We start from the raw sequence: 20,786 nt of genomic DNA, 5'->3' as shown, positions 1-20,786 counted from the left end.
GGGTAGGGGGGCTGGGGGTTTCACGACGTGCATCGCTCCCGGGAGTGGAGGGGTTGATGGCGCTGTAATGGCACTTGCTGCGGGGGGGTCAGGGCATTGCCGATTCCCTCGCAAATTCCTTTTTCGGCAATTGTGCAACAGGCGCCAAGTCGCTAATCTGCGGCCTTTCCAACGCCCTTTGTTGCCGGGCACTCTTTCCGAATATTTGCAGCCGCGCCGAGGATCTGGCGCCAGGGTTTTCCCATGCATGGCAGGACGCATTACATGCGCGCTCTATCCTCCCTTCTGCTGACCTTGCTGCTGGCCGGGCCGGCATTCGCCGAGCCTTCTGCCGATCTGCAGGAACCCCTGGCCGGCTGGCGTTATTCCGGCCTGCTGGACCGCACCGAGCAGGATCGCGTGGCCTATCCGACGCCGCCCATCGACCGCGGCATCCAGCGCAACCGCACCCTGATCGAAGGCCAGCTCAAGGCCATTGGCCATTTGCGCCAGCCCCACAGCCTATCGGTCAACGGCAACCCGTTGAATCTCTACACCGATGAGCAGGGCCGTTTTGCCCGGCCCTATGCGTTCGGTGCCGGCTCCAACAGCGTCGAAGTGCGCAGCTCCGAGGGCAAGTCCCTCAAGCGCGTGCAGTTCTATGAAGCCAACCTGAACAAGACGCCACCGCGCATTCGCGTAGTGCTGGGCTGGGACGATCCCAAGGCCGAGCTGGACATGCACATCATTACCCCGGACGGTCAGCACGCCTTCTTCGGCCACCCCGGCCTGACCAATGGCGGCGGCCTGGACCCGGACGGCGTCGATGGCCCGGGCCCGGAAATGTTCACCATGACCGCACCGCTGCGGGGCACCTACCTGATCTACGTGAACTACTGGGGCAACTTCGGCAGCGGCGGATACAACTTCGACGAAGGCAGCAATCAGAACGAGGTGATCACCTCGCAGATCAACCTGATCCTTAACGAAAACACCGTCGATGAGAAACGCGAGACCTTTATCGTGCCCATGCGGGCCATCGGCGACCTGTTGCTGGTCAAGTCTTTCAACTATTGAACATCCCGCACCACGGATGAATTGGGCTTTGTGAATCATGAGCGAAAACACAGCATCCCCGGCAGCCGGCGTGCCCGGTACTGAACAACCCGCCAGCAAGCGGCGCTGGCCGTTCCTGGTCATGGGCCTGTGCCTGGTGGCGGCCGCGGTCACCGGCATGGGCTGCAAGCCCAAGACTCCGGTGGCGGAGCTGGCCGGCGACAAGCTGGGCCTGAGCCGCCCCGATGGGCTGCTGGAAACCCATTCCCTGGCGCAGTTGCCCAAGGACCTGCTGGCGGTGCCTTTCCTCAAGGAAACCCTGACCGAGGATTTCGTCTTCTATTACCAGACTCACGCCGACCGCCTGGGCCTGATCGGCAGCCTGCGGCGGATCATCTACGAGCATGACCTGAAGCTGCAGGACAACCTGATCGAGCAGTTGTTCGACCAGCCGGCCGACGTGGCGCTGTGGCGCGGCGCCGACGGGCGTCTCAAGGACTTCCTGCTGGTGATGGACCGCGGCGGCCTGGCCAAGCTGCTGGAGCCCCTGGCCAAGGTGGCCCTGGATGACACCCAGTTGAGCAAGCTGGCGGACCTGAAGGTGGGTGGCGATGCGGTGACCCTGTACCAGTTGAATTACAACGCCAGCCGGTCCCTGGCATTCGCCTCCCACGGCGACAAGCTGGTGGTGCTGTCCAACCCCGCCAAGCTGTACGACCCCGCCACCGGCGCCGACGACGAGCATGGTGCGGTGTCCACCACCGCCCTGGAGGCCCTGCTCAACGGCGACAAACTGTTTCCCGAGGCCTTTGGCCTGGAAGCGCGCAAGCCTGAAGTGCAGCAGCGGCTGGCAGTCAATTCCAGCGTTTTGGCCATGGGTTACCAGCGCTTTATCCCCAACTTCGCCGGCCTGCGCTTCGACATGGACGACAAGGGCTGGCACAGCTACCTGGCCATGCAAGAGCAGGACAACCAGCCGGCGTTCGACTTCAAGCCGATCTGGCAGGCCATGCCCATGGGCGCCAGCGCCTGCGTAGCCTTGCCCCTGGCGGCGGAGCAGCAGAAGCCGTTGCTGGTCAAGCTGGGGGCCGAAGAAGCGGTGGCCACCACCCTGACCGAGCACATGGCCGGGACCGCCGGGCTGTGCTGGTACGCCGACTCGCGGCTGTACACACCGCTGCTGGTGGCCAGCCTCAAGGACAAGGACAATGCCAAGCTCGATGCGGACCTGGGCAAGCTGTTCGGCTCCATGGTCGGCACCCGGGAAAGCAAGGTGGCGGAGCGCATCTTCCCGGTGGTCGAGCAGCAGAACGGCGACGTGCACCAGTGGCAGCGCCAGGTCAGTTCCAACTTCGGCCAGTACCCGGCCAAGGAAGCCAAGGACCCGCAAACCATTACCGGTCGCGCCTTCATGCAGGTCAGCCTGGCCCGCCATGGCTCGACCCTGGTGTTTTCCCTGGATGACAAGCTTGTGAGCAAGGCCCTGGGCACCCTGGACAAGCGCTTCCCGCCCCTGGCGGACGTGGTGCCCAAGGATGCACTGATGCCGGTGTACCTGGGCCCGCAGTCCCTGGCCCAGCTGATCCAGCAGGAAACCTTCGACAGCCTGCCCCAGGACATGGAGCCGGTGTTCAACAACGCCGCGCAAACCTACCTGGTGCCCAAGCTGCGTACCCTCGGCGGTTATGGCAAGTACGCCCTGACCCTGCCCGACGGCAGCGAGCCCGACGGTCACTGGCAATGGCTGCCCCTGCAATGGCGTGCCCTGTGAGTGCACTGCGCAAAGGTCTGAGCAGCCTTGGCCTGTTGGCCTTGTTGCTGAGCAGCGCCGTGGGCGCGACCCAGGCTCCGCCGCTGGACGTGCAGCAGTCCCAGGTGTTCCGTGCCTGGTTCGTGCGCATCGCCCAGGAGCAGTTGAGCCAGGGCCCGAGCCCGCGCTGGTACCAGCAGGACTGCGCGGGCCTGGTGCGCTTTGCCGCCAACGAAGCGCTCAAGGTCCACGACAACAAATGGCTGCGGGCCAACGGCATGTCCAATCGCTACCTGCCGCCGGAGCTGCAACTGAGCGAAGGCCAGCGCGGCCTGGCCCAGCAGTGGCAGCAGGGCGGCGGCCAGACCGGGCCCTACGTCAATGCCATCAAGCTGATCCAGTTCAACAGCCATCTGGTGAGCCGTGACCTGGGGCAGGCGCGCCCCGGTGACCTGTTGTTCTTCGACCAGGGCGACGACCAGCACCTGATGATCTGGATGGGCCGCAACATCGCCTATCACACCGGCACCACCACTCCCACCGACAACGGCATGCGCTCGGCTAGCGTGCAGCAACTGATGACATGGAAGGACACTCGATGGATACCCGACTCAGCCAACCCCAACTTCATCGGCATCTATCGACTGAACTTCCTCACCCAATGAGCGAATCCCGTATGTCCCGTTTTCTGTTTCGCCTGACCCTGGCCTTGACCCTGCTCACCCCCGTGGCCCTGGTCAACGCCGAAGACTCGGTGCCGCCCAGCGACTATGCGGCGGTCTCCGGCGAGAGTTTCTTCCTCCTGGCCGACAGCAGTTTCGCCAGCGACGAACAGGCCATGGTGCGCCTCGAGGCCCCGGGCCGTGACTACCGGCGCTTTCGCATGGAGCCCTATGGCGGCGCGGACATCCGGGTGTACCGGATCGACCAGCCGCTGGACTTTCTCAAGCGCCAGAAGAACCTGCACCGGGTGGTCAGCGACGGCCAGTTCAAGGGCGAGGGCCTGTCCAACACCCTGGCCTACCTGTGGGACAACTGGTACCGCAAATCCCGCCGGGTGATGCAGCGCGCCTTCTCCTACGAGTCACGCAAGCAGGTCACCGAAGAGGTGCCGGAACTGAAGGTGGGCAACTCCATGCTGGCGCCGACGCCGTATGACGCCCAGCCGCAATTCGCCCTGATCCCGGGGCTGCCCCTGGTGACCCAGTTCCGTTATCCGCTGTGGCAGGCCAAGCCGATCCAGCCGCCGGCCGGGGTAAACCTGTCCGGTTCCTCCAGCCAGTTCATCAACGTCGCCCCGGGCAACGTCTACATCCCGCTGGGGCAGCTCAAGCCCGGCCTGTACCTGGTGGAGGCCCTGGTGGGCAAGTACCGCGCCACCACCATGGTCTTTGTTTCCAACACCGTGGCGGTGAGCAAGATCGCCGGCGACGAACTGCTGGTCTGGGCCGCGGGCAAGCATGAAGGCAACTCGGTGCCCAAGGTCAATGTGCTGTGGACCGACGGCCTCGGCGTGATGAACAGCGGCGCCACCGACGAACAGGGCCTGGTGCGCCTCAAGCACGTCAGCCCCGAGCGCTCCTACGTGATCGGCGAAGACCAGGAAGGCGGGGTGTTCGTCTCCGAGAACTTCTATTACGACAGCGAAATCTACGACACCAAACTGTATGCCTTCACCGACCGGCCGCTGTATCGCCCGGGGGACTGGGTATCGCTGAAGATCGTCGGTCGCGAGTTCAAGAACGCCCGGGACTCGGTACAGCCGGGTGCCGGCACGGTGAACGTCAGCGTGCTGGATGCCGCCGGCACCGCCCTGCAGAACATGACCCTGAACCTGGATTCCAAGTCCGGCGCCCAGGGCCGCTTCCAACTGCCGGAAAATGCCGTGGCCGGTGGTTATGAACTGCGTTTTGGCTACAAGGGCCAGGTCTACAGCAGTGCCTTCCGCGTGGCCGAGTACATCAAGCCGCACTTTGAGGTTTCCCTGGCCCTGGCCAAGCCGGACTTCAAGACCGGCGAGCCGGTGAAGGGCAACCTGGTGCTGCTCTACCCCGACGGCAAACCGGTGGCCAACGCTCGCCTGCAACTGAGCCTGCGGGCCCAGCAGCTGTCCATGGTGGACAACGAACTGCAGTACATGGGCCAGTTCCCGGTGGAGTTGACCAGCGCCGAACTGACCACCGATTCCAAGGGCAGTGCGACCCTCGACCTGCCGGCGGCGGACAAGCCCAGCCGCTACATGCTCACCGTATTCGCCAGTGATGGCGCTGCGTATCGGGTCAAGACCACCAAGGAAATCCTCATCGAGCGTGGCGCGGCGAGCTTCAGCCTCAGCGCGCCGCAGCGTTTCAGCGCGGCCGGCGACAAGGTGCAGTTCAGCTACGCCAACCAGAACACCAGCGAGCAGAGCAAGAACGTCAAGCCGAGCCGCTACGGCTGGGTGCGCATGGAGGACCAGTCCACCGGCGAGGGCAAGCTGGCTGCCGCCGACAGCGGTTTCGCCCTGGCCTTCGAGCGCCCCGGTACCTACAACCTGACCCTGCGCGACGAGCACGATCGTGTACTGGGCGGCACCAGCCACTCGGTCACTGGCGAGGGCGTGAAAGCGGTGCCGGGCACCGTGGAAATCGTCCTCGACAAGCCCGAGTACAAGGCTGGTGACGAAGCCTTGGCGCTGATCACCTTCCCGGAGCCGATCAACGACGCCCTGCTGTCCCTGGAGCGGGACAAGGTCGAGGCCACGGCGCTGCTGTCCAAGGGCGGCGATTGGCTCAAGGTGGAAAAACTCAGCCCCACCCAATACCGCGCCCGGGTGCCGGTGAAGGACGGCTTTGCGCCGAACCTGACCTTTTCCGTGCTCTACACCAAGGGCGGCGAGTACAGCTTCCAGAACGCCGGGATCAAGGTGCTGACGCCGCAGATCGATGTGGCCATCCATACCGACAAGGACAAATACCAGCCGGGTGACATGGTCACCGTCGACCTGTCTACCCAGTTCGCCGGCAAGCCGGTGCCCGCACACCTGACGGTCAGCGTGGTGGACGAAATGGTCTACGCCCTGCAACCGGAAGTGGCGCCGAGCATCGACCAGTTCTTCTACCACCCGCGGCGCAACAATGTGCGCACCAGCGCCAGCCTGTCGTTCATCAGCTACGACGTGGCCCTGCCGGGCAGCCCCACCGCCCCGGGCAAGGCCAACCGCAGCGAACGCGGGGTCAAGGTACTGGAGCGTCCGCGGCGCGAAGATGTCGACACCGCTGCCTGGCAGCCGGAGCTGGTCACCGACGGCAGCGGCAAGGCGCGTTTCACCTTCCGCATGCCGGATTCCCTGACCCGCTGGCGCATCACTGCCCGGGCCATCGCCGATGACGGCCAAGTGGGGCAGAAAAAGCAGTTCGTGCGTTCCGACAAGGCCCTGTACCTGAAGTGGAGCGGTCCGACCCGCTTCCGCACGGGTGACAAGCCGGACCTGGGGGTATTCGCCTTCAGCCAGTCCGAACAACCCACCAAGGCCGAACTGGTGATCCATTACGCCGGTGAGTCCCAGCGCCTGCCGCTGACCCTCAACAGCGGCATCAACTATGTGGCGCTGCCGGCCATTGCTCCGGGCAATGGCGAGTGGAGCGCCGAGCTGGTGCAGGGCGGCAAGACCGTGGATGCCCTGGCGGTGCGCCTGGTGAGCAGTGCGGCCGGCTGGCAGAGCGTGCAGACCCAGAGCCTGGACGTGGTCACCATCAGCACGCCGCTGGGCCTGCCGGCCGATGCTGCGGACATTCGCCTGCGCCTGGACGACAGCCCGCAAGCGCTGTTCCGTTCGGCCCTGGATGACCTGCTGGAATACCCGTATGGCGGCGTAGAACAGACCGCCAGCCAGTTGCTGCCGCTGAGCGTTGCCTACCCGGCGCTGGCCAGCAATCCGCAGATCCGCGACCGGCTGCGGCTGATGATGCAGAACAGTCGTCTGCGCCTGGTGCACATGGCTGGGCCGGAAGCGGCATTCACCTGGTGGGGCGAAGATGCCGAGCCGGATGCCTTCCTCACCGCCTACGCCTATTACGCCGACTGGAATGCGAGCAAGGTGCTGGACCTGAACCTGCCGCCGGAGCACTGGCAGCGGGTGCTGGAGGTCTACGCCAAGCAGGCTGGCAATACGCCGTTGCTGCAACGGGCGCTGATCCTGTCGTTCGCCCGTGAAATGAAACTGCCGATCAACACCCTGGTCAGCGGCCTGATGGACGACCTGGCCAAGGCCGGTAGCGGCCCGGCAGCCAGCATGCAGGACAACGGCAGCGACAGCCTGGTGATGGACGATCCGGATTCGGCCCTCGGCCTGGCCAGCGCCCGGGTGCTGGCCGCGGCCCTGGCGCGGGATGCCAAGGTCACGCCACCCGCGGCGTTCGTCGCCCAACTGGAAGCGGCGCAGCAGCAATTGGATATCAGCTCCCAGCCGTTCACCCAGGCCCTGAGCCTGTCGCTCAAACCGTTCGACCAAGGCGCGGCGCGTGCCTTGCTGCAACGCCTGCTGCCGTCGCAATCGACCCTGGAACGGGCCCTGGCCCTGACCTGGTTGCAGCGCAGCATCGCCCAGTCGACCCCGGCGGTGGCCTTGAACCCGGGGCAGGGCTGGCAACAGCGCCAGGGCGCCAGCGGTGAAAGCTACTGGCAGTGGCAAGGGGCGCAGGTGCCGACGGTACTGGCCCTGGGCTCTGTGCCGGAACGTCCGCTGCGGGCGTCGGTGAGCTACCTGAGCAAGCTGGACATGGGCACGCCGTCGCCGGTGAACATCACCCGCCGCCTGTTGCGCCTGGTGCCGGGGGACGAATCCTTCACCTTCAAGCTGGAACCGGTGGGCAACAAGCCGATCGCCAGTGACGGCCTGTACCTGGACGAAGTGATCATCGCCAACGAAGGCAACCGGCCGCTGCTGTACGGCATGCTGGAAGTGCCGCTGCCGCCGGGCGCCGATGTCGAGCGCACCACCTGGGGCATCAAGCTGGCCGGCCCGGCCGGTACGGAAGCGGCCTCCCTGGAGAAGGCTCGCTCCGAACCGGGGCAGATGAGCTACGCGGTGCCGCTGGATGCGTTGAACGACAGCAGCGAAGTGCGCTTGCGCCATCTGGTTCGCTTCTCCCAGAAAGGCCAGTTCAATCTGCCGCCGGCACGTTTCTACCAGGTGTACGCACCGGAGCATCAGGCTCAGGAACGCACCCCGGCCCTGGGTCAGGTCACGGTCAAATAACATGGCGCGGTGCTGGGCCTGGCTATGTCTGTGTTTGCTTCCTGGGTGGGTGACGGCCCAGGACGAGCCCCTGCGCCTGGCCTGGAAAAACGCCCCGGACAGTGAGCTGGTGAGCCTGAGCAAGACCCAGGTTCTGTCTCGCGAGCCGTTGCCCAAGGATCTGCAAGCGCCCCTGGGCAGTGTCTGGAAACTCTTTGTCTACGCCTGGCTGGTGGACACCGGCGCCCAGGAGCCGGCCTATGCCTGCCAGGGCAAGTCCAAGGAAGAGGTCTACTGCTGTGCGGTGGGTGCCAGCATCGCCCGTGATCAGGCGCTGGTACGTTCCTGCGGTTTGTATTTCGAGCCCCAGCGCTTGCAACTGTCCGCCGCTGACTGGCGCCATTACTGGCAGGCCCGCAACGCTCCCGACTGGTTGCAGGACCTCAACCAGCTGCAGCCCCAGACCCGGGTCCCGGTGGCGGAACTGCTGCAGGTGCTGGCGCTGTTGCCGGCCCGGGACACGGCCCGGCGCGTGCTGCTGGATGTGGTGCTCAATGCCGCCGACGGCGCTGTAGTGGGCGCCTTGGGCGGGCGCTTGCGGGTCAAGACCTGGAGTTGGCTGGCGGATCAGGACCCGCAGTCGCGCCAGGGTGGTTTTGCCGGCTGGCTGGTGGATGGCACACCGCTGTGGGTGGGCGGGCGTGGCACCAGCCAACGGGTGTTGAAGGACTACGCCCAGGCCCTGAACCAGGAACTGCCGGACAACCCGCCTGTGGATAAAGGCCGCTGTGTGGAGGTCAGCCTGTTTTCCCGCTACCCGCTCAAAAGCGTCAGCCAGGGCGGCCAGCCGGCTAAACCGGGTGCCTTGCAAGGGGATTACCGGGTGGAGTTTGCCAACGGCAACCAGCTGGATATCCACAGCGCCGGCGAGCTCTTCCTGCAGCAAGACCCTGCGGCCCAGCGACTGGTGGCGCGCCTGGACCGTGAGGAATATGTCGCTCGGGTACTGCAGCGCGAAGCCACCAGTGAGCCAGTGGAGGCCGCCAAGGCGCTGGCCGTGGCCATCCGTACCTACCTGTTGCAGAACGCCGGGCGCAGCGGCGAATGCCTGAGCATCGACGACAGCAGCAACCGCCAGCGGGTCGCGCCGCGCCCGGCCACTGCCCAGGCCCGGGCCATTGCCGCCTGGACCAGCGACCTGGTGCTGGCCGGCACTCAAGTCACCTATCACTCGGACCTGAAGGCGCCGGACAAACTGTCCTGGCAACAGGCCGTGGAGCAGGCCCGGTCCGGGCAACGCTACGACGCCATCCTGCTGCACGCCTATCCCCGGGCCAGCCTCAGCCGCTGGGACAACCCCGTGGCCTCCTGCGAACCCTTGCCGGCGGCCCAGGAGTGGCTGCTGCAGCAGCGCCGGCGCTGGCGCCAACCGCTGGAGCAAGAGATCGGCTACAACGAAATCAGCCAGTTCGCCGTGTGCCGCCTGAGTTTCGGCCGGCCCTACGTCGACCGTGAACGGCAACGCATTTATGTGCGGGGCGTGCTCTCGCTGCAAGACCGCCTCGACCTGACTCACGAATACCTGCACCTGGCCTTTGAAGCTCATCCCAACGGCCAGGATGAAACCTACATCGAAGGGCTCGCCCGTCATCTTTTATTGGAATAGGCCATGAAACTTCCTGCTCCCCCGGTCCTCCTGTTCCTTTGTGGAATGTTCAGCCTGCCCATGGCCCTGGCCGACAGCGGCATCCAGCTCGACACCCCCAAGGGCGGCTGGCGCACTCGAGCCATGGATGGTGAACAGTACATTCAGGAGGTCAACTACCCGGCCTCCTCGGTGAATACCCCCCAAGGCCAGGCCGATACCGCGCGTATTCGCGGGCAGATCAAGGGTGCGCCCAAAGCGAACAAAGAGCCCGGCAAGCTGATCGTCAATGGCGTCAGCATGCCGCTCAAGTTCGATGAGCAAGGCAGCTTCGACCGGCCGTACGCCTTCCCCAACGGCAGCAACAGCGTCGAAGTGCGCAGCCCGGATGGCCAGCAGCGCAAGCGCGTGCAGTTTCTCAACACCGGCGGTGGCGTGACCCCGCCCAAGTTGCGCGTGCTGCTGTCCTGGGACAGCGACAACACCGACCTCGACCTGCACCTGGTAACCCCGGACGGCGCGCACATCTGGTACGGCGACCGCGTGGCTCCCAACGGCGCGACCCTGGATGTGGACGTGACCACGGGCTACGGCCCGGAGATCTTCTCCATGCCGGCGCCGCTCAAGGGCCAGTACCTGGTCTATGTGAACTACTACGGTGGCGGTTATCGCAGTGACGACGATGAAGACGGCGGCCAGGAAAATGCCGTGCAGCCCCTGACCACCGCCCAGGTCACAGTGATTACCGAGGAAGGCACGCCGGATGAAAAGAGCGAGACCTTTGTGGTGCCGATGCGCGCCCCCGGGGAACTGACCCTGGTGCGCAGTTTCAGTTATCCATGACCGGGCTCAACGGATGCGCTTTCCCGGCCATCCGTTCATTGCCCTGAGACAATACGGGCCCCCGGTGTTTGCCTTGCAATGAATCACCATTCATTGGCAGGGAAATGCAGAACATGGGTGCTTTTCAATCGTGGTTGAAGTGCTGTGTAGTGGCCGGAAGTTGTGCCTCCAGCCTGGTGTTGGCTGCGGGCGCCGACGGTTTGCAGCGGGTCAAGGTGGACCTGGTGGCGCCGCCCCAGGTGCATGTTCATGAGCAGGCTGTCAGCGGGCCGCCGAAGGTCGTGCAGTTCCGCATGAACGTGGAAGAGAAAAAGATGGTGGTGGACGATCAGGGCACCACCCTGCAGGCCATGACCTTCAACGGCTCCATGCCGGGGCCGACCCTGGTGGTGCACGAGGGCGACTACGTCGAGCTGACCCTGAGCAATCCGGCCAGCAACAGCATGCCCCACAACATCGACTTCCATGCGGCCACCGGTGCCCTGGGCGGTGCGGCGCTGACCCAGGTGCTGCCGGGGCAGGAAGTGGTGCTGCGTTTCAAGGCTGACCGCAGCGGGACCTTCGTCTATCACTGCGCGCCGCCGGGCATGGTGCCCTGGCACGTGGTTTCGGGCATGAGCGGGACCTTGATGGTGCTGCCGCGCGAAGGCTTGCAGGACCCTGCCGGCAAGCCCTTGCACTATGACCGGGCCTACACCATCGGCGAGTTCGACCTGTACATCCCCAAGAACAAGGACGGGCATTACAAGAGCTACCCGGACCTGGCCTCCAGCTACCAGGACACCCGTGAAGTGATGCGTACCCTGACCCCGAGCCACGTGGTGTTCAACGGCCGTGTCGGCGCCTTGACCGGAGCCAACGCCCTGACCGCCAAGGTCGGCGAAAGCGTGCTGTTCATCCACTCCCAGGCCAACCGCGACAGCCGTCCGCACCTGATCGGCGGCCATGGCGACTGGGTCTGGACCACCGGCAAGTTCGCCAACGCCCCGCAACGCAACCTGGAGACCTGGTTCATCCCCGGCGGTTCGGCCCTGGCGGCGCTCTACACCTTCAAGCAGCCGGGCACCTACGTGTACCTCAACCACAACCTGATCGAGGCCATGGAGTTGGGGGCCCTGGCTCAGGTCAAGGTCGAGGGGCAGTGGGACGATGACCTGATGACTCAGGTAAAGGCCCCCGGGCCCATGACTCCGGCCAAGTGATGGCGGCCGGGGCTCAGGCCCCGGCACCTGGCATCAGAGGTTCAGGGCGAACTTCAGGTAGCCCGCATACGCCTGGCGCCAGTTGTCCTGGAAGGTATGGCCTTCCTCGTGTTCATGGCTCTGGACCTGGTTGCCCGGTTCCAGGGCCTGTTGCGTGGCGGCGGTGAGCTTCTGGTTGCTCTCGTGCTCCTTGGTGCCATGGACGATGACGATGCGCTTGTCCCGGGCCTTGGTTTCGCCGAAGGGAATCCGGTAGCCGCCGGGTGACAGCAGCAGCGCGCCGCTGTAATGCTGCGGGTACTCGGCGATCAGGTGCGAGGCGTGCTCGGCACCTTGGGAGAAGCCCATCAGGACGATGCGCGAGCGATCGATGCGGGTCTGCTTTTCCAGTTTCTTCAGCGCCGCGCTGACCGCTGCTTCGGTCGGAGCCACCGAATGCTGCTGCCACATGAACTGGTGCTCGTCGCGCTTGAGAGTGCCGTTGATCCCCACCAGCACGGCGTTCTCTCCCACAAGGTCGGTGCGCATGTCGATGCCGTCGCTGCCCTCGGTGCCGAACCCCGACAGCCAGACCACCACCGGCCAGCCCTCGGCCGGGGCCTTGCCCTGGGGAATGCTGAAGGCCGCAAGGCCTGCATCCTTGGCCTTGGCCGGGTAGTTCTTCTCGGCGGCCTGCAACAGCTTCTTGTAGGCCAGGTCCTGCTGCAACGATTCCAGTTCGTCGTCTTCCTTGAGCAGCACCAGCTGCCAGAAGCCACGCTCGCGGGCCTGGTCGAGGTATTCGGCGGCGCGCTTGTTCTTGTCCATGGCCGCCAGGCTGCCGGCGGCCTGGTAGGGGGCGTAGGCATTCTTCGGGTCGAGGCGGGCAGCGGTCAGGTAGTAGGCGAGGGCGCCGGCGTAGTTGTCGTGCTGGCTCTTCTCATTGTCCCCGGCCTCGATGAAATCCGCTGGCGTGGCTTCGTCCAGGTACAGGTTGGCCATGCCGGCCAGGCCTTGCCAGCGCCCCTTGGCGACGTCCTGTTGCGCATCGGCATGGGCCCAGGAACTGCTGAGGCTGAGAACGCTGAACAGCGAGAGAAATGACAGGGGCAGGCGTACTGCGGCCGGCAACGACATGACTGAGAGTCCTTTTTCAGTGAAGGAGGTCCCGGGCCGTTGCCCGAAACGGCGCGCAGCTTAGCATGGCGGATCGCCCGGATGGACGACCCGCGCTGTGGCCGGAGTCAGCGCCGAAGCGGTAGGTCAATCGCTCTGGTCGGCAGTGGAAATCACTTCATCGATCTTCCAGCAGCCCTTGTCCTTGATCATCCGCACATCGACGATCTGGGTGGTGTCCGGGGTGTTGCCCAACGTCACTTGCTCCTTGGCGCTGGAGCCCTGGACTTGTGGTTCGCTGACCTTGATCTGGGTCAGCCACTCATCCATGTAGTCCTGGGCCTTGAGGAAGTAGTCCTCTTCCAGGCCGTCGGGGCTGGCCATCTGTTTCTTGATCTTGGTGATCAGCGAGTCGGAGACGTACTTCTTCATTTCCGCCACGTTGTCGGTCAACGGATCCTTGTCTTCGCTGAAGGTTTGCAGGTACCAGCTATAAAACGCCTGGGTTGCGGGCTTTGGCGAACTGGCGCAGTCGGCCAGGGCGACCGACTGATGCATCGCGACCGCTGCCAGCAGCGAGCAGAACAGCATTCTCATGGAGGACCCCTTACGGATGGCGATAGATTTTGTAGGCAGGTTTCTGCACCCGGTAGGAATGCCCCGGGTAGAAACCGTGCAGTTGCTTGAAGTCTGACACCCAGAGTGTGCCGTTGAACATCGCCATGTGACCGTGGGGGTGCCCTGGAATGGGCTGGATGATCACCACATCGCCCGCTGCGGGCGTCTGGCCGGCCGGCTGTTCGATGAAACCGGCAGAAGTCAATGATGAGCCGAAGTCCTTGGCCGAGTGCTTCCTGTGCAGAATCACCCCACCGCCACCGGCTTCGATCGCCTGGCGAGTATAGGCCGCACAGCGCCCCGTACTACCGGCGTGAGCGTGAGCGTTCAAGTGACTGATAGCGGCTTCTTTATTCCACATTCCTTGTCATCCGAGAGTCCTGGAGAGCGGCGAGTTTATTCTTGCCCAAGGGCGCCGGAAATACTGGCTAAGTGCCTTATTTGCCGCCTTTGGGGGGCGTATCACAGTTATCTCGCTGATTGGCAAAACCACGCAGGAGCCAGGCGGCCTGGCCGTTCAGTCCGGCTGCAACTCCAGGGCGCTGCGCGATACCGTGTGCACTCGGTTGCGCCCCTGGTGCTTGGCGCCATACAGGGCTTCGTCGGCCAGGGACAACAGGCGCGGCAGGTCGTAGCCCCGGGTTTCACTGCTGACCACACCGATGCTGACGCTGAGCAGCCCGGGTTCCAGCAGAGGCAAGCGGGCAAAAGCCTGGCGAACCCGCTCGGCTACCGTTACTGCGGCCTGCTCATCGGTCGCGGCCAGGAGGCAGGCGAACTCTTCACCGCCAATGCGGGCAAATACGTCTTTTGTACCCAGGGTTTCTGCAAGCACCTGGCTGAATGCGACCAGCACCACGCCCACCGCCGCCAGCAGCATCATGCCGCCCAGATAAGCCAGTGGCCGCTCACGGGTTTCCCGTAGCCAGGCGTGGAAGGTCAGCAGGCTCATCAGAAAGAAAATGAACACCGAGACTACGAGCAGGGTGGGGATGTGCAGGGCCATGTCCGGAATTCTCGTTAACGTCGCGCTCAAGGGGCAGGAGTCGAAGCCGGCCGTTGCAGAGCGGGCGAATTGCCATCAATGGGCGGGATTGTAGCGAGAACGTGAGGGCCTTGGTGTGGGGGCCAAGGAGGGAAGGGCCTAGCGGAACCTCCCGCAAAGCGCGTTGCCCTGGTAACCGTGCGCGATTGGCCCGAGGAACATGAATGGGCCACAGGCGTAGAAGTCCGAACTGACTTTCTGGTTCACATACAGCAACGCAGCTTCGGCGCCGTTTATATCGTTGCCGTACGAGGTGGCGCTGTAGGACTCGCAAACCGGCAGTTTCAGCGGGATTGGCAGGATCACGAGCAAAACGGTGGTGCCGCACCACTGGCGTTCGGCGGGGCTCTTCTGCGTGCGGGTGATGACCGGGGTCATGGAGTGGCCCACCAGCGTTTGGTGAGCGTCGGTCTTGGTGACTTGCCTTTCGGGCATATCCATCCAGGCACCCACGCACCCGCAAAGGCCAAGGGCTGTCAGCGCCGCCAGCAATGCACCGTTGATGGCTCGCCGCAGGGGCTGAAAATTCACCGCAGGGGATCTTGTGGGAGCTGCAAAGCTGCGTAGGTCGTGCATCCTGCACCTGCTGTAGGAGTGGCCGGTCCTTCCCGTGCCCGGGTTCCAGGCATTAAAAAGCCGGCTTGTGGCCGGCTTCTCGGGGACTGGCTTGGTTCATTTTTGGTAAACCGCACCAGCCTTCAAAACGTACACCCAGCTCTTGCGGCTGGCTGTGGGACTGGGCGAGAAAGTCATCCGCTTCGTCAGGCGCTCTGACCGCTTGAAGGGGCGATGCGCAAATGTGGGGCGCAGCATACGCATATTCGCCGGGAATTCCCAGTGCGAAGCGCGTTCCAGAGGCCTTGAAGCAGTAAAAAGTGCGAAGAATATGTTGCTGGATGCGTGGTCGGCCGAGAAAGCGGTTCACCGGCAAGCCGGCGCCAGCAGGCAACCGGTGCTGCGTGCGGGCATAAAAAAGCCCCGGATGACCGGGGCTCTTTCTTGAAGCTTGTTGCTCCAAGCGTGCAGTTGCTTCTTAGCCTTTGTAGGCAGCAACCGACTTCAGGATCTCGGCGCGGGCTGCATCGGCATTGCCCCAACCGTCGATCTTCACCCACTTGCCTTTTTCGAGGTCTTTGTAGTTCTCGAAGAAGTGCTTGATCTGTTCCAGCAGCAGGGCTGGCAGGTCGGTGTATTCCTTCACGTCGACATACAGTTGGGACAGCTTGTCGTGTGGTACCGCGATCACTTTGGCATCGCCGCCGCCGTCGTCGGTCATGTTCAGGATGCCCACTGGACGGGCACGGATCACCGAGCCTGGCGCTACTGGGTAAGGGGTCACGACCAGTACGTCGAGGGGGTCGCCGTCGTCAGCCAGGGTGTTGGGGATGAAGCCGTAGTTGGCCGGGTAGAACATCGGGGTGGCCATGAAGCGGTCAACGAACAGGCAGTCGCTGTCTTTGTCGATTTCGTACTTGATCGGCGCGTGGTTGGCCGGGATTTCGATAGCGACGTAGATGTCGTTCGGCAGGTCTTTGCCCGCCGGAATCTTGCTGTAGCTCATTGGGCGTTGCCCCCGTTAGTTGACCAAATGACTTGGCCGGATTGACCAAAAAGTGGCGGCGATTATAGACACACTCCGCTACCGATGCCACGTGCCAAGGGTCGTAGAACCTTGGTTGTACTGTGTCGCGGGCGTGTTCGGGTTTATCGAGCGACCGGCGGCCTGGTTGTCAGGTAACAGGTCTTCAGATGAACAGCTTAAATAGCGCGACAGGACATTAGTGGTGCGTTTGATAGACCGGATCTTCTGCTTGAAGTTGCTGTAACCGGGCCAGTGGATTCTGCCGATAAAACAGCTGTAGTTGTGCATAGACTTTCGGATAGGCCGCCACCAGCAAGTCCGGGGCGCTGAAGAAGTATTCGCTGGTGACGGCGAAGAATTCCGCCGGGTTTTCCGCGGCGTAGGGGTCGATGGCGGTTTCTGCGTCCGGATTGCGGTCCAACTGGTGGTTGAGGTCGTCGTAGGCGCTTTGCATCACTTGCGCCCACTCGCTGACCCGCATGTCGCTGTGCAGCGGCGGCAGGCCGTTGGCGTCGCCGTTGAGCATGTCCAGCTTGTGGGCCAGTTCGTGGATCACCAGGTTGTAGGCTTCCCAGCCACCGCTGGCCAGGACTCCGGGCCAGGCGAGGATGATCGGCCCCTGCTGCCAGGCTTCGCCACTGTGCTCGCCATCCCATTCGTGCTCGATACCGCTGGCGTCGCGATGGCGTTGCGGGCTGAGGAAGTCGTCGGGGTAAAGGATGATTTCGTGGAAGCCCTGATACCAGTTCAGGTCCCCCAGGTGCAGCAGCGGCAGCTGTGCCTGGGCCGCCAGTAGCAGGCGCTGTTCCTGATGCAGCTCGACCCCGGGCAGGGCGGTGAGGTGCTTGTCGTCGAGAAACAGCACGCTGGCCTCGCGCAGCCACTGGTCCTCGGCGGCACTGATGCCGTCGAGGAAGGGCAGGTGCTGGCGTACCCGCTGCCAGGTTTCATCGCTGACCGGGTGCCTGGCCAGCCGGCGCTTGCGGCGCCAGGCGCTGAGGGACCACATGGTGCTTAGCGGGTTTCGGCTTTTTCGGTACTGCGGCCAAAACGGCTGCGCAGTACGCCAATGATCATCGGCACCAGGGACAGGAGGATGATGGCCACCACCAGCAGCGAGAGGTTTTTCTTGATGAAGGGCACGTTGCCGAAGAAGTAGCCCAGGGTCACCAGGCCGCCGACCCAGAGGATGGTGCCGGCCACGCTGAAAGCGAAGAACCGTGGGTAAGGCATGCGCGCCACGCCGGCGACGAAGGGCGCGAATGTGCGGATGATCGGCAGGAAGCGCGCCAGGGTCACGGTCTTGCCGCCGTGCTTTTCATAGAAGTCGTGGGTTTTCTGCAGGTAGTCGCGACGGAAGATCTTCGAGTTGGGGTTGCTGAACAGCCGTTCCCCTGCCGTTCGTCCAATCACATAGTTGGTGCTGTCGCCAAGGATCGCCGCCAGCATCAGCAGGCCGCCCAGCAGCACCGGGTCCATGCCGCCGCCTGCGGCCACCGCGCCGGCGATGAACAGCAAGGAGTCGCCGGGCAGGAAGGGGGTTACCACCAGGCCCGTCTCACAGAAAATCACCAGGAACAGGATGGCGTAGATCCAGGGCCCGTAGTTGGTCACCAGCATGTCGAGATAAACGTCGAGATGAAGGATTAGGTCGATCGGGTTGAAATCCATTGGGGCACCTGTGATGACAGCCTGGCTCGGCAGGCCTGTGCGATGACTCGGAGAAAGGGACTACAGGGGTGTGTAGCTTTTCTTACGATCCGAAAAGGTCGGCATTATAAGGGCTGACAAGTGAAATGCGTGTTCAGATTGTAGCGGGGCGTTTCGGCTTGGCCGGTGCTTGGTAAATTGCCGGGAGGGCGCGCGTCAGGGGCGGAAATGCCAAAGCGGCCCTGGGGCCGCTGTCTGCAGAGTCAGTCGTCGCTGAGGGGCAGGACGTAGTTCTTGAACTCGGTATCTTCGCGAAAACCCATGGACTCGTAGGTTTTGCGTGCCACTTCGTTGTTGCTGCTGGTGGACACCCGTAGGCGCACGGCGTTGGTTTCCTTGGCCATCTTCTTCGCGGTGCGCATCAGGTTGTCCGCCACCAGCTGGCGTCGGGCGTCTTCGGCAACGTAGATATCGTTGAGAATCCACACACGCTTGAGGGAGAGGGAGGAAAAGCTCGGGTACAGCTGGCAGAAGCCCAGCAATTTGTTGCTGTCGTCGTCGGCCAGGGCCAGGTAGATCACCGATTCCTTGCGCCGCAGGCGTTTTTCCAGGAAGGCCCTGGACGAATCCGGGTAGGGCAGTGCGCCATAGAATTCGCGGTATTTGACGAATAAGGGGGTCAACAGATCCAGGTGCTCGAGGGTTGCTTGAGTAATCCGCATGGTGGCTCTCAACTTCAAGTGGATGTGACGGCACAGGTTGGATGACTCGGGCAGCCGTGTTGCGATGCTGCCCAAAGCGGCGAAAAAGCGCAATCGTCTTGCAAAATCACGCTTGGGGCGGGCCCAGGAGGAAGTTGCCCTTCATATCTGCCGGCTCGTCGCTGTCCAGGGTCTGCACTTGCGCCTCGTCTTTGAGGTTCACCCCCGACAGTTGGCGGCGGCAGGCTTCACGCATCAGGTAGAGCAGGCGGTGAGCGGCCATGCCGTAGCTCAGGCCCTCCAGGCGCACATTGGAGATGCAGTTGCGATAGGCGTCGGTGAGGCCGATTTTCGGCTGGTAGGTGAAGTAAAGCCCCAGGCTGTCGGGGGAACTGAGCCCCGGGCGTTCGCCGATCAGGATCACCGTCATCTTCGCCCCCAGCAGTTGCCCGACCTCGTCGGCCACCGCCACCCGGCCCTGTTCCACCAGCACCACGGGCGACAGCGACCAGCCTTCGGCGGCGGTCTGTTCCTCCATGCGTGCCAGAAATGGCAGGGTATGGCGATGCACCGCCAGGGCCGACAGGCCATCGGCTACCACCACTGCCAGATCGAACCCGCCGGGATGGGCGCTGGCGTAGTCGCGTAGGGCCTGGGCCGAGTCGTCACTGAGCCGGCGTCCCAGGTCGGGGCGTTGCAGGTAGCTGTGGCGGTCGGTGGCGGCGCTGTGCAGCAGCAGGCTGTCACGTCCGCGCTCGGCCAATTGAGCGCTCAGGCCGGCGTGGTCGAAGGGCAGGTGCACGGCGTCCCGGGCCTGGGCGTGGGCGTATTGGAAGTCCAGTTGAGCATCGGTGGGCAGGCTGGTGCCGGTACGGCCCAGGGCAATGCGCGCGGGGGTCAGGCGGCGCAGTTCCAGCCAGGGGTTCTGCGAATCGGTGGGGTGTTTTTGCATGAGCCTGTTCCTTATCCCAACTGGGCCAGCGCCTGGCGGAAAGCCGGCGGCAGGTTGTTGCCGAAATGCACCTTGCCGTCGGCCTGGGTGAAGATGCCGGTCCTGGCCAGCCATTGCTCGAATTCGGGAGCGGGTTTCAGGCCAAGGGTCTGGCGAGCATAGAGCGCGTCGTGGAAGGACGTGGTCTGGTAGTTGAGCATGATGTCGTCGGACCCGGGGATGCCCATGATGAAGTTGATTCCTGCCACGCCCAGCAGGGTCAGCAGGTTGTCCATGTCGTCCTGGTCGGCTTCGGCGTGGTTGGTGTAGCAGATGTCGCAACCCATGGGCACGCCCAGCAGCTTGCCGCAGAAGTGGTCTTCCAGGCCGGCACGGATGATCTGCTTGCCGTTGTAGAGGTATTCCGGGCCGATGAACCCCACTACGGTATTGACCAGGAACGGCTTGAAGTGCCGGGCCACGGCGTAGGCGCGGGTTTCGCAGGTCTGCTGGTCGATGCCGAAGTGGGCGTTGGCCGACAGGGCGCTGCCCTGGCCGGTCTCGAAGTACATCAGGTTCTGCCCCAGGGTGCCGCGGTTCAGGCTCAGGCCCGCCTCGTAGCCTTCCTGGAGCACGTTGAGGTTGATGCCGAAGCTGGCATTGGCCGCTTCGGTGCCGGCAATCGATTGAAAGACCAGGTCCAGGGGCACGCCGCGATTGATCGCCTCGATGGAGGTGGTGACGTGGGTCAGCACGCAGGCCTGGGTGGGGATCTCGTAGCGCTGGATGATGGCATCGAGCATTTCCAGCATGGCGCAGATCGAGGCGATGCTGTCGGTGGCCGGGTTGATGCCGATCATCGCATCGCCGTTGCCGTACAGCAGGCCGTCGAGAATGCTTGCGGCGATGCCCGCCGGCTCGTCGGTGGGGTGGTTGGGTTGCAGGCGGGTGGACAGGCGCCCGCGCAGGCCCAGGGTGCCGCGGAACTTGGTCACCACGCGAATCTTCTGCGCCACCAGGATCAGGTCCTGCACGCGCATGATCTTCGACACCGCGGCGGCCATTTCCGGGGTCAGGCCCGGCGCCAGGGCCCGCAGGCTCTGTTCGTCGGCGGCGTCGCTGAGCAGCCAGTCGCGAAAGCCGCCCACGGTCAGGTGGCTGACGGTGGCGAAGGCCTCGCGGTCATGGGTGTCGATGATCAGCCGGGTGACTTCGTCGGACTCATAGGGAATCAGCACCTCTTCGAGAAAGTGCTTGAGTGGGATATCCGCCAGGGTCATCTGGGCGGCAACCCGCTCGCCGTCGTTGAGGGCGGCAACCCCGGCCAGAAAGTCGCCGGAACGGGCCGGGCTGGCCTTGGCCATGACGTCCTTGAGGCTGTCGAAGCGATAGGTCTGAGAACCTACGCTGTGGGAAAATTGGGCCATCTCAGTCTCCGTTTCAACGATGTAGGGGCGTTGCCGAGTGCTGG

The 20,786-nt window shown here is 63.9% G+C and carries 19 protein-coding genes; 7 read left to right on the top strand and 12 right to left on the bottom strand.

The window, feature by feature from the left end:
* The first annotated feature begins 264 nt into the window (after window positions 1–264).
* From A9971_RS31110 to nirK, 7 genes are all read left to right on the top strand, one after another.
* Window positions 265–1,056, top strand: a complete 792-nt coding sequence (locus A9971_RS31110; protein WP_169893396.1) for a YfaP family protein — start codon at window positions 265–267, stop codon at window positions 1,054–1,056.
* Between the two features lie 37 nt (window positions 1,057–1,093).
* Window positions 1,094–2,806, top strand: a complete 1,713-nt coding sequence (locus A9971_RS31105) for a DUF2138 domain-containing protein (protein WP_183001100.1) — start codon at window positions 1,094–1,096, stop codon at window positions 2,804–2,806.
* Window positions 2,791–3,450: a DUF1175 domain-containing protein gene (locus tag A9971_RS31100; protein WP_015637191.1), complete on the top strand. Its 660-nt coding sequence runs from the start codon at window positions 2,791–2,793 to the stop codon at window positions 3,448–3,450. Before A9971_RS31105 ends, A9971_RS31100 begins: the two co-directional genes overlap by 16 nt.
* Window positions 3,447–8,024: an alpha-2-macroglobulin gene (locus A9971_RS31095; protein ID WP_183001099.1), complete on the top strand. Its 4,578-nt coding sequence runs from the start codon at window positions 3,447–3,449 to the stop codon at window positions 8,022–8,024. Before A9971_RS31100 ends, A9971_RS31095 begins: the two co-directional genes overlap by 4 nt.
* Window position 8,025: 1 nt before the next feature.
* The gene (locus tag A9971_RS31090) at window positions 8,026–9,669 is read left to right on the top strand and encodes a DUF2300 domain-containing protein (protein ID WP_183001097.1); all 1,644 of its coding nucleotides are present in this window, start codon (window positions 8,026–8,028) and stop codon (window positions 9,667–9,669) included.
* Window positions 9,670–9,672: 3 nt separating this feature from the next.
* On the top strand, window positions 9,673–10,491 hold the full coding sequence (locus tag A9971_RS31085) for a YfaP family protein (protein WP_015637188.1): 819 nt from the start codon (window positions 9,673–9,675) through the stop codon (window positions 10,489–10,491).
* Between the two features lie 113 nt (window positions 10,492–10,604).
* Complete coding sequence (gene nirK, locus A9971_RS31080; RefSeq protein ID WP_183001095.1) at window positions 10,605–11,693, top strand: copper-containing nitrite reductase; 1,089 nt, start codon at window positions 10,605–10,607, stop codon at window positions 11,691–11,693.
* A 33-nt stretch (window positions 11,694–11,726) separates the two neighbouring features.
* On the opposite strand, the gene A9971_RS31075 is transcribed toward nirK, so the two are convergent.
* The 12 genes from A9971_RS31075 to A9971_RS31020 all read right to left on the bottom strand — a co-directional run bounded on the left by A9971_RS31075 (window position 11,727) and on the right by A9971_RS31020 (window position 20,742).
* Window positions 11,727–12,809: an alpha/beta hydrolase gene (locus tag A9971_RS31075; RefSeq protein ID WP_183001093.1), complete on the bottom strand. Its 1,083-nt coding sequence runs from the start codon at window positions 12,807–12,809 to the stop codon at window positions 11,727–11,729.
* Between the two features lie 126 nt (window positions 12,810–12,935).
* Window positions 12,936–13,385, bottom strand: a complete 450-nt coding sequence (locus tag A9971_RS31070) for a DUF3828 domain-containing protein (RefSeq protein ID WP_011063716.1) — start codon at window positions 13,383–13,385, stop codon at window positions 12,936–12,938.
* 10 nt (window positions 13,386–13,395) lie between these two features.
* Window positions 13,396–13,767: a hypothetical protein gene (locus A9971_RS31065; RefSeq protein ID WP_011063715.1), complete on the bottom strand. Its 372-nt coding sequence runs from the start codon at window positions 13,765–13,767 to the stop codon at window positions 13,396–13,398.
* A gap of 156 nt (window positions 13,768–13,923) precedes the next feature.
* Window positions 13,924–14,412, bottom strand: a complete 489-nt coding sequence (locus A9971_RS31060; protein ID WP_183001091.1) for a GGDEF domain-containing protein — start codon at window positions 14,410–14,412, stop codon at window positions 13,924–13,926.
* Window positions 14,413–14,550: 138 nt separating this feature from the next.
* Window positions 14,551–15,027: a hypothetical protein gene (locus A9971_RS31055; protein WP_015637184.1), complete on the bottom strand. Its 477-nt coding sequence runs from the start codon at window positions 15,025–15,027 to the stop codon at window positions 14,551–14,553.
* Between the two features lie 52 nt (window positions 15,028–15,079).
* On the bottom strand, window positions 15,080–15,469 hold the full coding sequence (locus A9971_RS31050; protein ID WP_183001102.1) for a hypothetical protein: 390 nt from the start codon (window positions 15,467–15,469) through the stop codon (window positions 15,080–15,082).
* A 15-nt stretch (window positions 15,470–15,484) separates the two neighbouring features.
* On the bottom strand, window positions 15,485–16,012 hold the full coding sequence (gene ppa, locus A9971_RS31045) for an inorganic diphosphatase (RefSeq protein WP_011063696.1): 528 nt from the start codon (window positions 16,010–16,012) through the stop codon (window positions 15,485–15,487).
* A gap of 217 nt (window positions 16,013–16,229) precedes the next feature.
* On the bottom strand, window positions 16,230–17,042 hold the full coding sequence (locus A9971_RS31040; protein ID WP_053160168.1) for a zinc-dependent peptidase: 813 nt from the start codon (window positions 17,040–17,042) through the stop codon (window positions 16,230–16,232).
* Window positions 17,043–17,047: 5 nt separating this feature from the next.
* Entirely contained in the window at window positions 17,048–17,704 is a 657-nt protein-coding gene (locus tag A9971_RS31035; RefSeq protein ID WP_011063694.1) for a DedA family protein, read from the bottom strand.
* Between the two features lie 242 nt (window positions 17,705–17,946).
* Window positions 17,947–18,405: an N-acetyltransferase gene (locus tag A9971_RS31030; RefSeq protein WP_011063693.1), complete on the bottom strand. Its 459-nt coding sequence runs from the start codon at window positions 18,403–18,405 to the stop codon at window positions 17,947–17,949.
* A 106-nt stretch (window positions 18,406–18,511) separates the two neighbouring features.
* Window positions 18,512–19,336: an ethanolamine ammonia-lyase subunit EutC gene (eutC, locus tag A9971_RS31025; RefSeq protein WP_041120010.1), complete on the bottom strand. Its 825-nt coding sequence runs from the start codon at window positions 19,334–19,336 to the stop codon at window positions 18,512–18,514.
* 11 nt (window positions 19,337–19,347) lie between these two features.
* Window positions 19,348–20,742 (bottom strand): ethanolamine ammonia-lyase subunit EutB, encoded by a 1,395-nt coding sequence (locus tag A9971_RS31020; protein WP_011063691.1) that lies wholly within the window; start codon window positions 20,740–20,742, stop codon window positions 19,348–19,350.
* Window positions 20,743–20,786 lie beyond the last annotated feature (44 nt).

The sequence above is a fragment of the Pseudomonas sp. UME65 genome, from assembly GCF_014170225.1.
Taxonomy (GTDB): Bacteria; Pseudomonadota; Gammaproteobacteria; order Pseudomonadales; family Pseudomonadaceae; genus Aquipseudomonas; species Aquipseudomonas protegens.
This window is presented reverse-complemented; position numbering and strand designations above follow the sequence as displayed.

What these genes read in the sequence shown, in the direction of transcription:
- A9971_RS31100 (WP_015637191.1), top strand. Translation starts at nt 2,791, where the DNA reads ATGGCGTGCCCTGTGAGTGCACTGCGCAAAGGTCTGAGCAGCCTTGGC.
- A9971_RS31075 (WP_183001093.1), bottom strand. Translation starts at nt 12,809, where the DNA reads ATGTCGTTGCCGGCCGCAGTACGCCTGCCCCTGTCATTTCTCTCGCTG.
- A9971_RS31065 (WP_011063715.1), bottom strand. Translation starts at nt 13,767, where the DNA reads ATGTGGAATAAAGAAGCCGCTATCAGTCACTTGAACGCTCACGCTCAC.
- A9971_RS31030 (WP_011063693.1), bottom strand. Translation starts at nt 18,405, where the DNA reads ATGCGGATTACTCAAGCAACCCTCGAGCACCTGGATCTGTTGACCCCC.
- A9971_RS31060 (WP_183001091.1), bottom strand. Translation starts at nt 14,412, where the DNA reads ATGGCCCTGCACATCCCCACCCTGCTCGTAGTCTCGGTGTTCATTTTC.
- A9971_RS31040 (WP_053160168.1), bottom strand. Translation starts at nt 17,042, where the DNA reads ATGTGGTCCCTCAGCGCCTGGCGCCGCAAGCGCCGGCTGGCCAGGCAC.
- A9971_RS31085 (WP_015637188.1), top strand. Translation starts at nt 9,673, where the DNA reads ATGAAACTTCCTGCTCCCCCGGTCCTCCTGTTCCTTTGTGGAATGTTC.
- A9971_RS31110 (WP_169893396.1), top strand. Translation starts at nt 265, where the DNA reads ATGCGCGCTCTATCCTCCCTTCTGCTGACCTTGCTGCTGGCCGGGCCG.
- ppa (WP_011063696.1), bottom strand. Translation starts at nt 16,012, where the DNA reads ATGAGCTACAGCAAGATTCCGGCGGGCAAAGACCTGCCGAACGACATC.
- eutC (WP_041120010.1), bottom strand. Translation starts at nt 19,336, where the DNA reads ATGCAAAAACACCCCACCGATTCGCAGAACCCCTGGCTGGAACTGCGC.
- A9971_RS31090 (WP_183001097.1), top strand. Translation starts at nt 8,026, where the DNA reads ATGGCGCGGTGCTGGGCCTGGCTATGTCTGTGTTTGCTTCCTGGGTGG.
- A9971_RS31095 (WP_183001099.1), top strand. Translation starts at nt 3,447, where the DNA reads ATGAGCGAATCCCGTATGTCCCGTTTTCTGTTTCGCCTGACCCTGGCC.
- A9971_RS31020 (WP_011063691.1), bottom strand. Translation starts at nt 20,742, where the DNA reads ATGGCCCAATTTTCCCACAGCGTAGGTTCTCAGACCTATCGCTTCGAC.
- nirK (WP_183001095.1), top strand. Translation starts at nt 10,605, where the DNA reads ATGGGTGCTTTTCAATCGTGGTTGAAGTGCTGTGTAGTGGCCGGAAGT.
- A9971_RS31105 (WP_183001100.1), top strand. Translation starts at nt 1,094, where the DNA reads ATGAGCGAAAACACAGCATCCCCGGCAGCCGGCGTGCCCGGTACTGAA.
- A9971_RS31055 (WP_015637184.1), bottom strand. Translation starts at nt 15,027, where the DNA reads ATGCACGACCTACGCAGCTTTGCAGCTCCCACAAGATCCCCTGCGGTG.
- A9971_RS31035 (WP_011063694.1), bottom strand. Translation starts at nt 17,704, where the DNA reads ATGGATTTCAACCCGATCGACCTAATCCTTCATCTCGACGTTTATCTC.
- A9971_RS31070 (WP_011063716.1), bottom strand. Translation starts at nt 13,385, where the DNA reads ATGAGAATGCTGTTCTGCTCGCTGCTGGCAGCGGTCGCGATGCATCAG.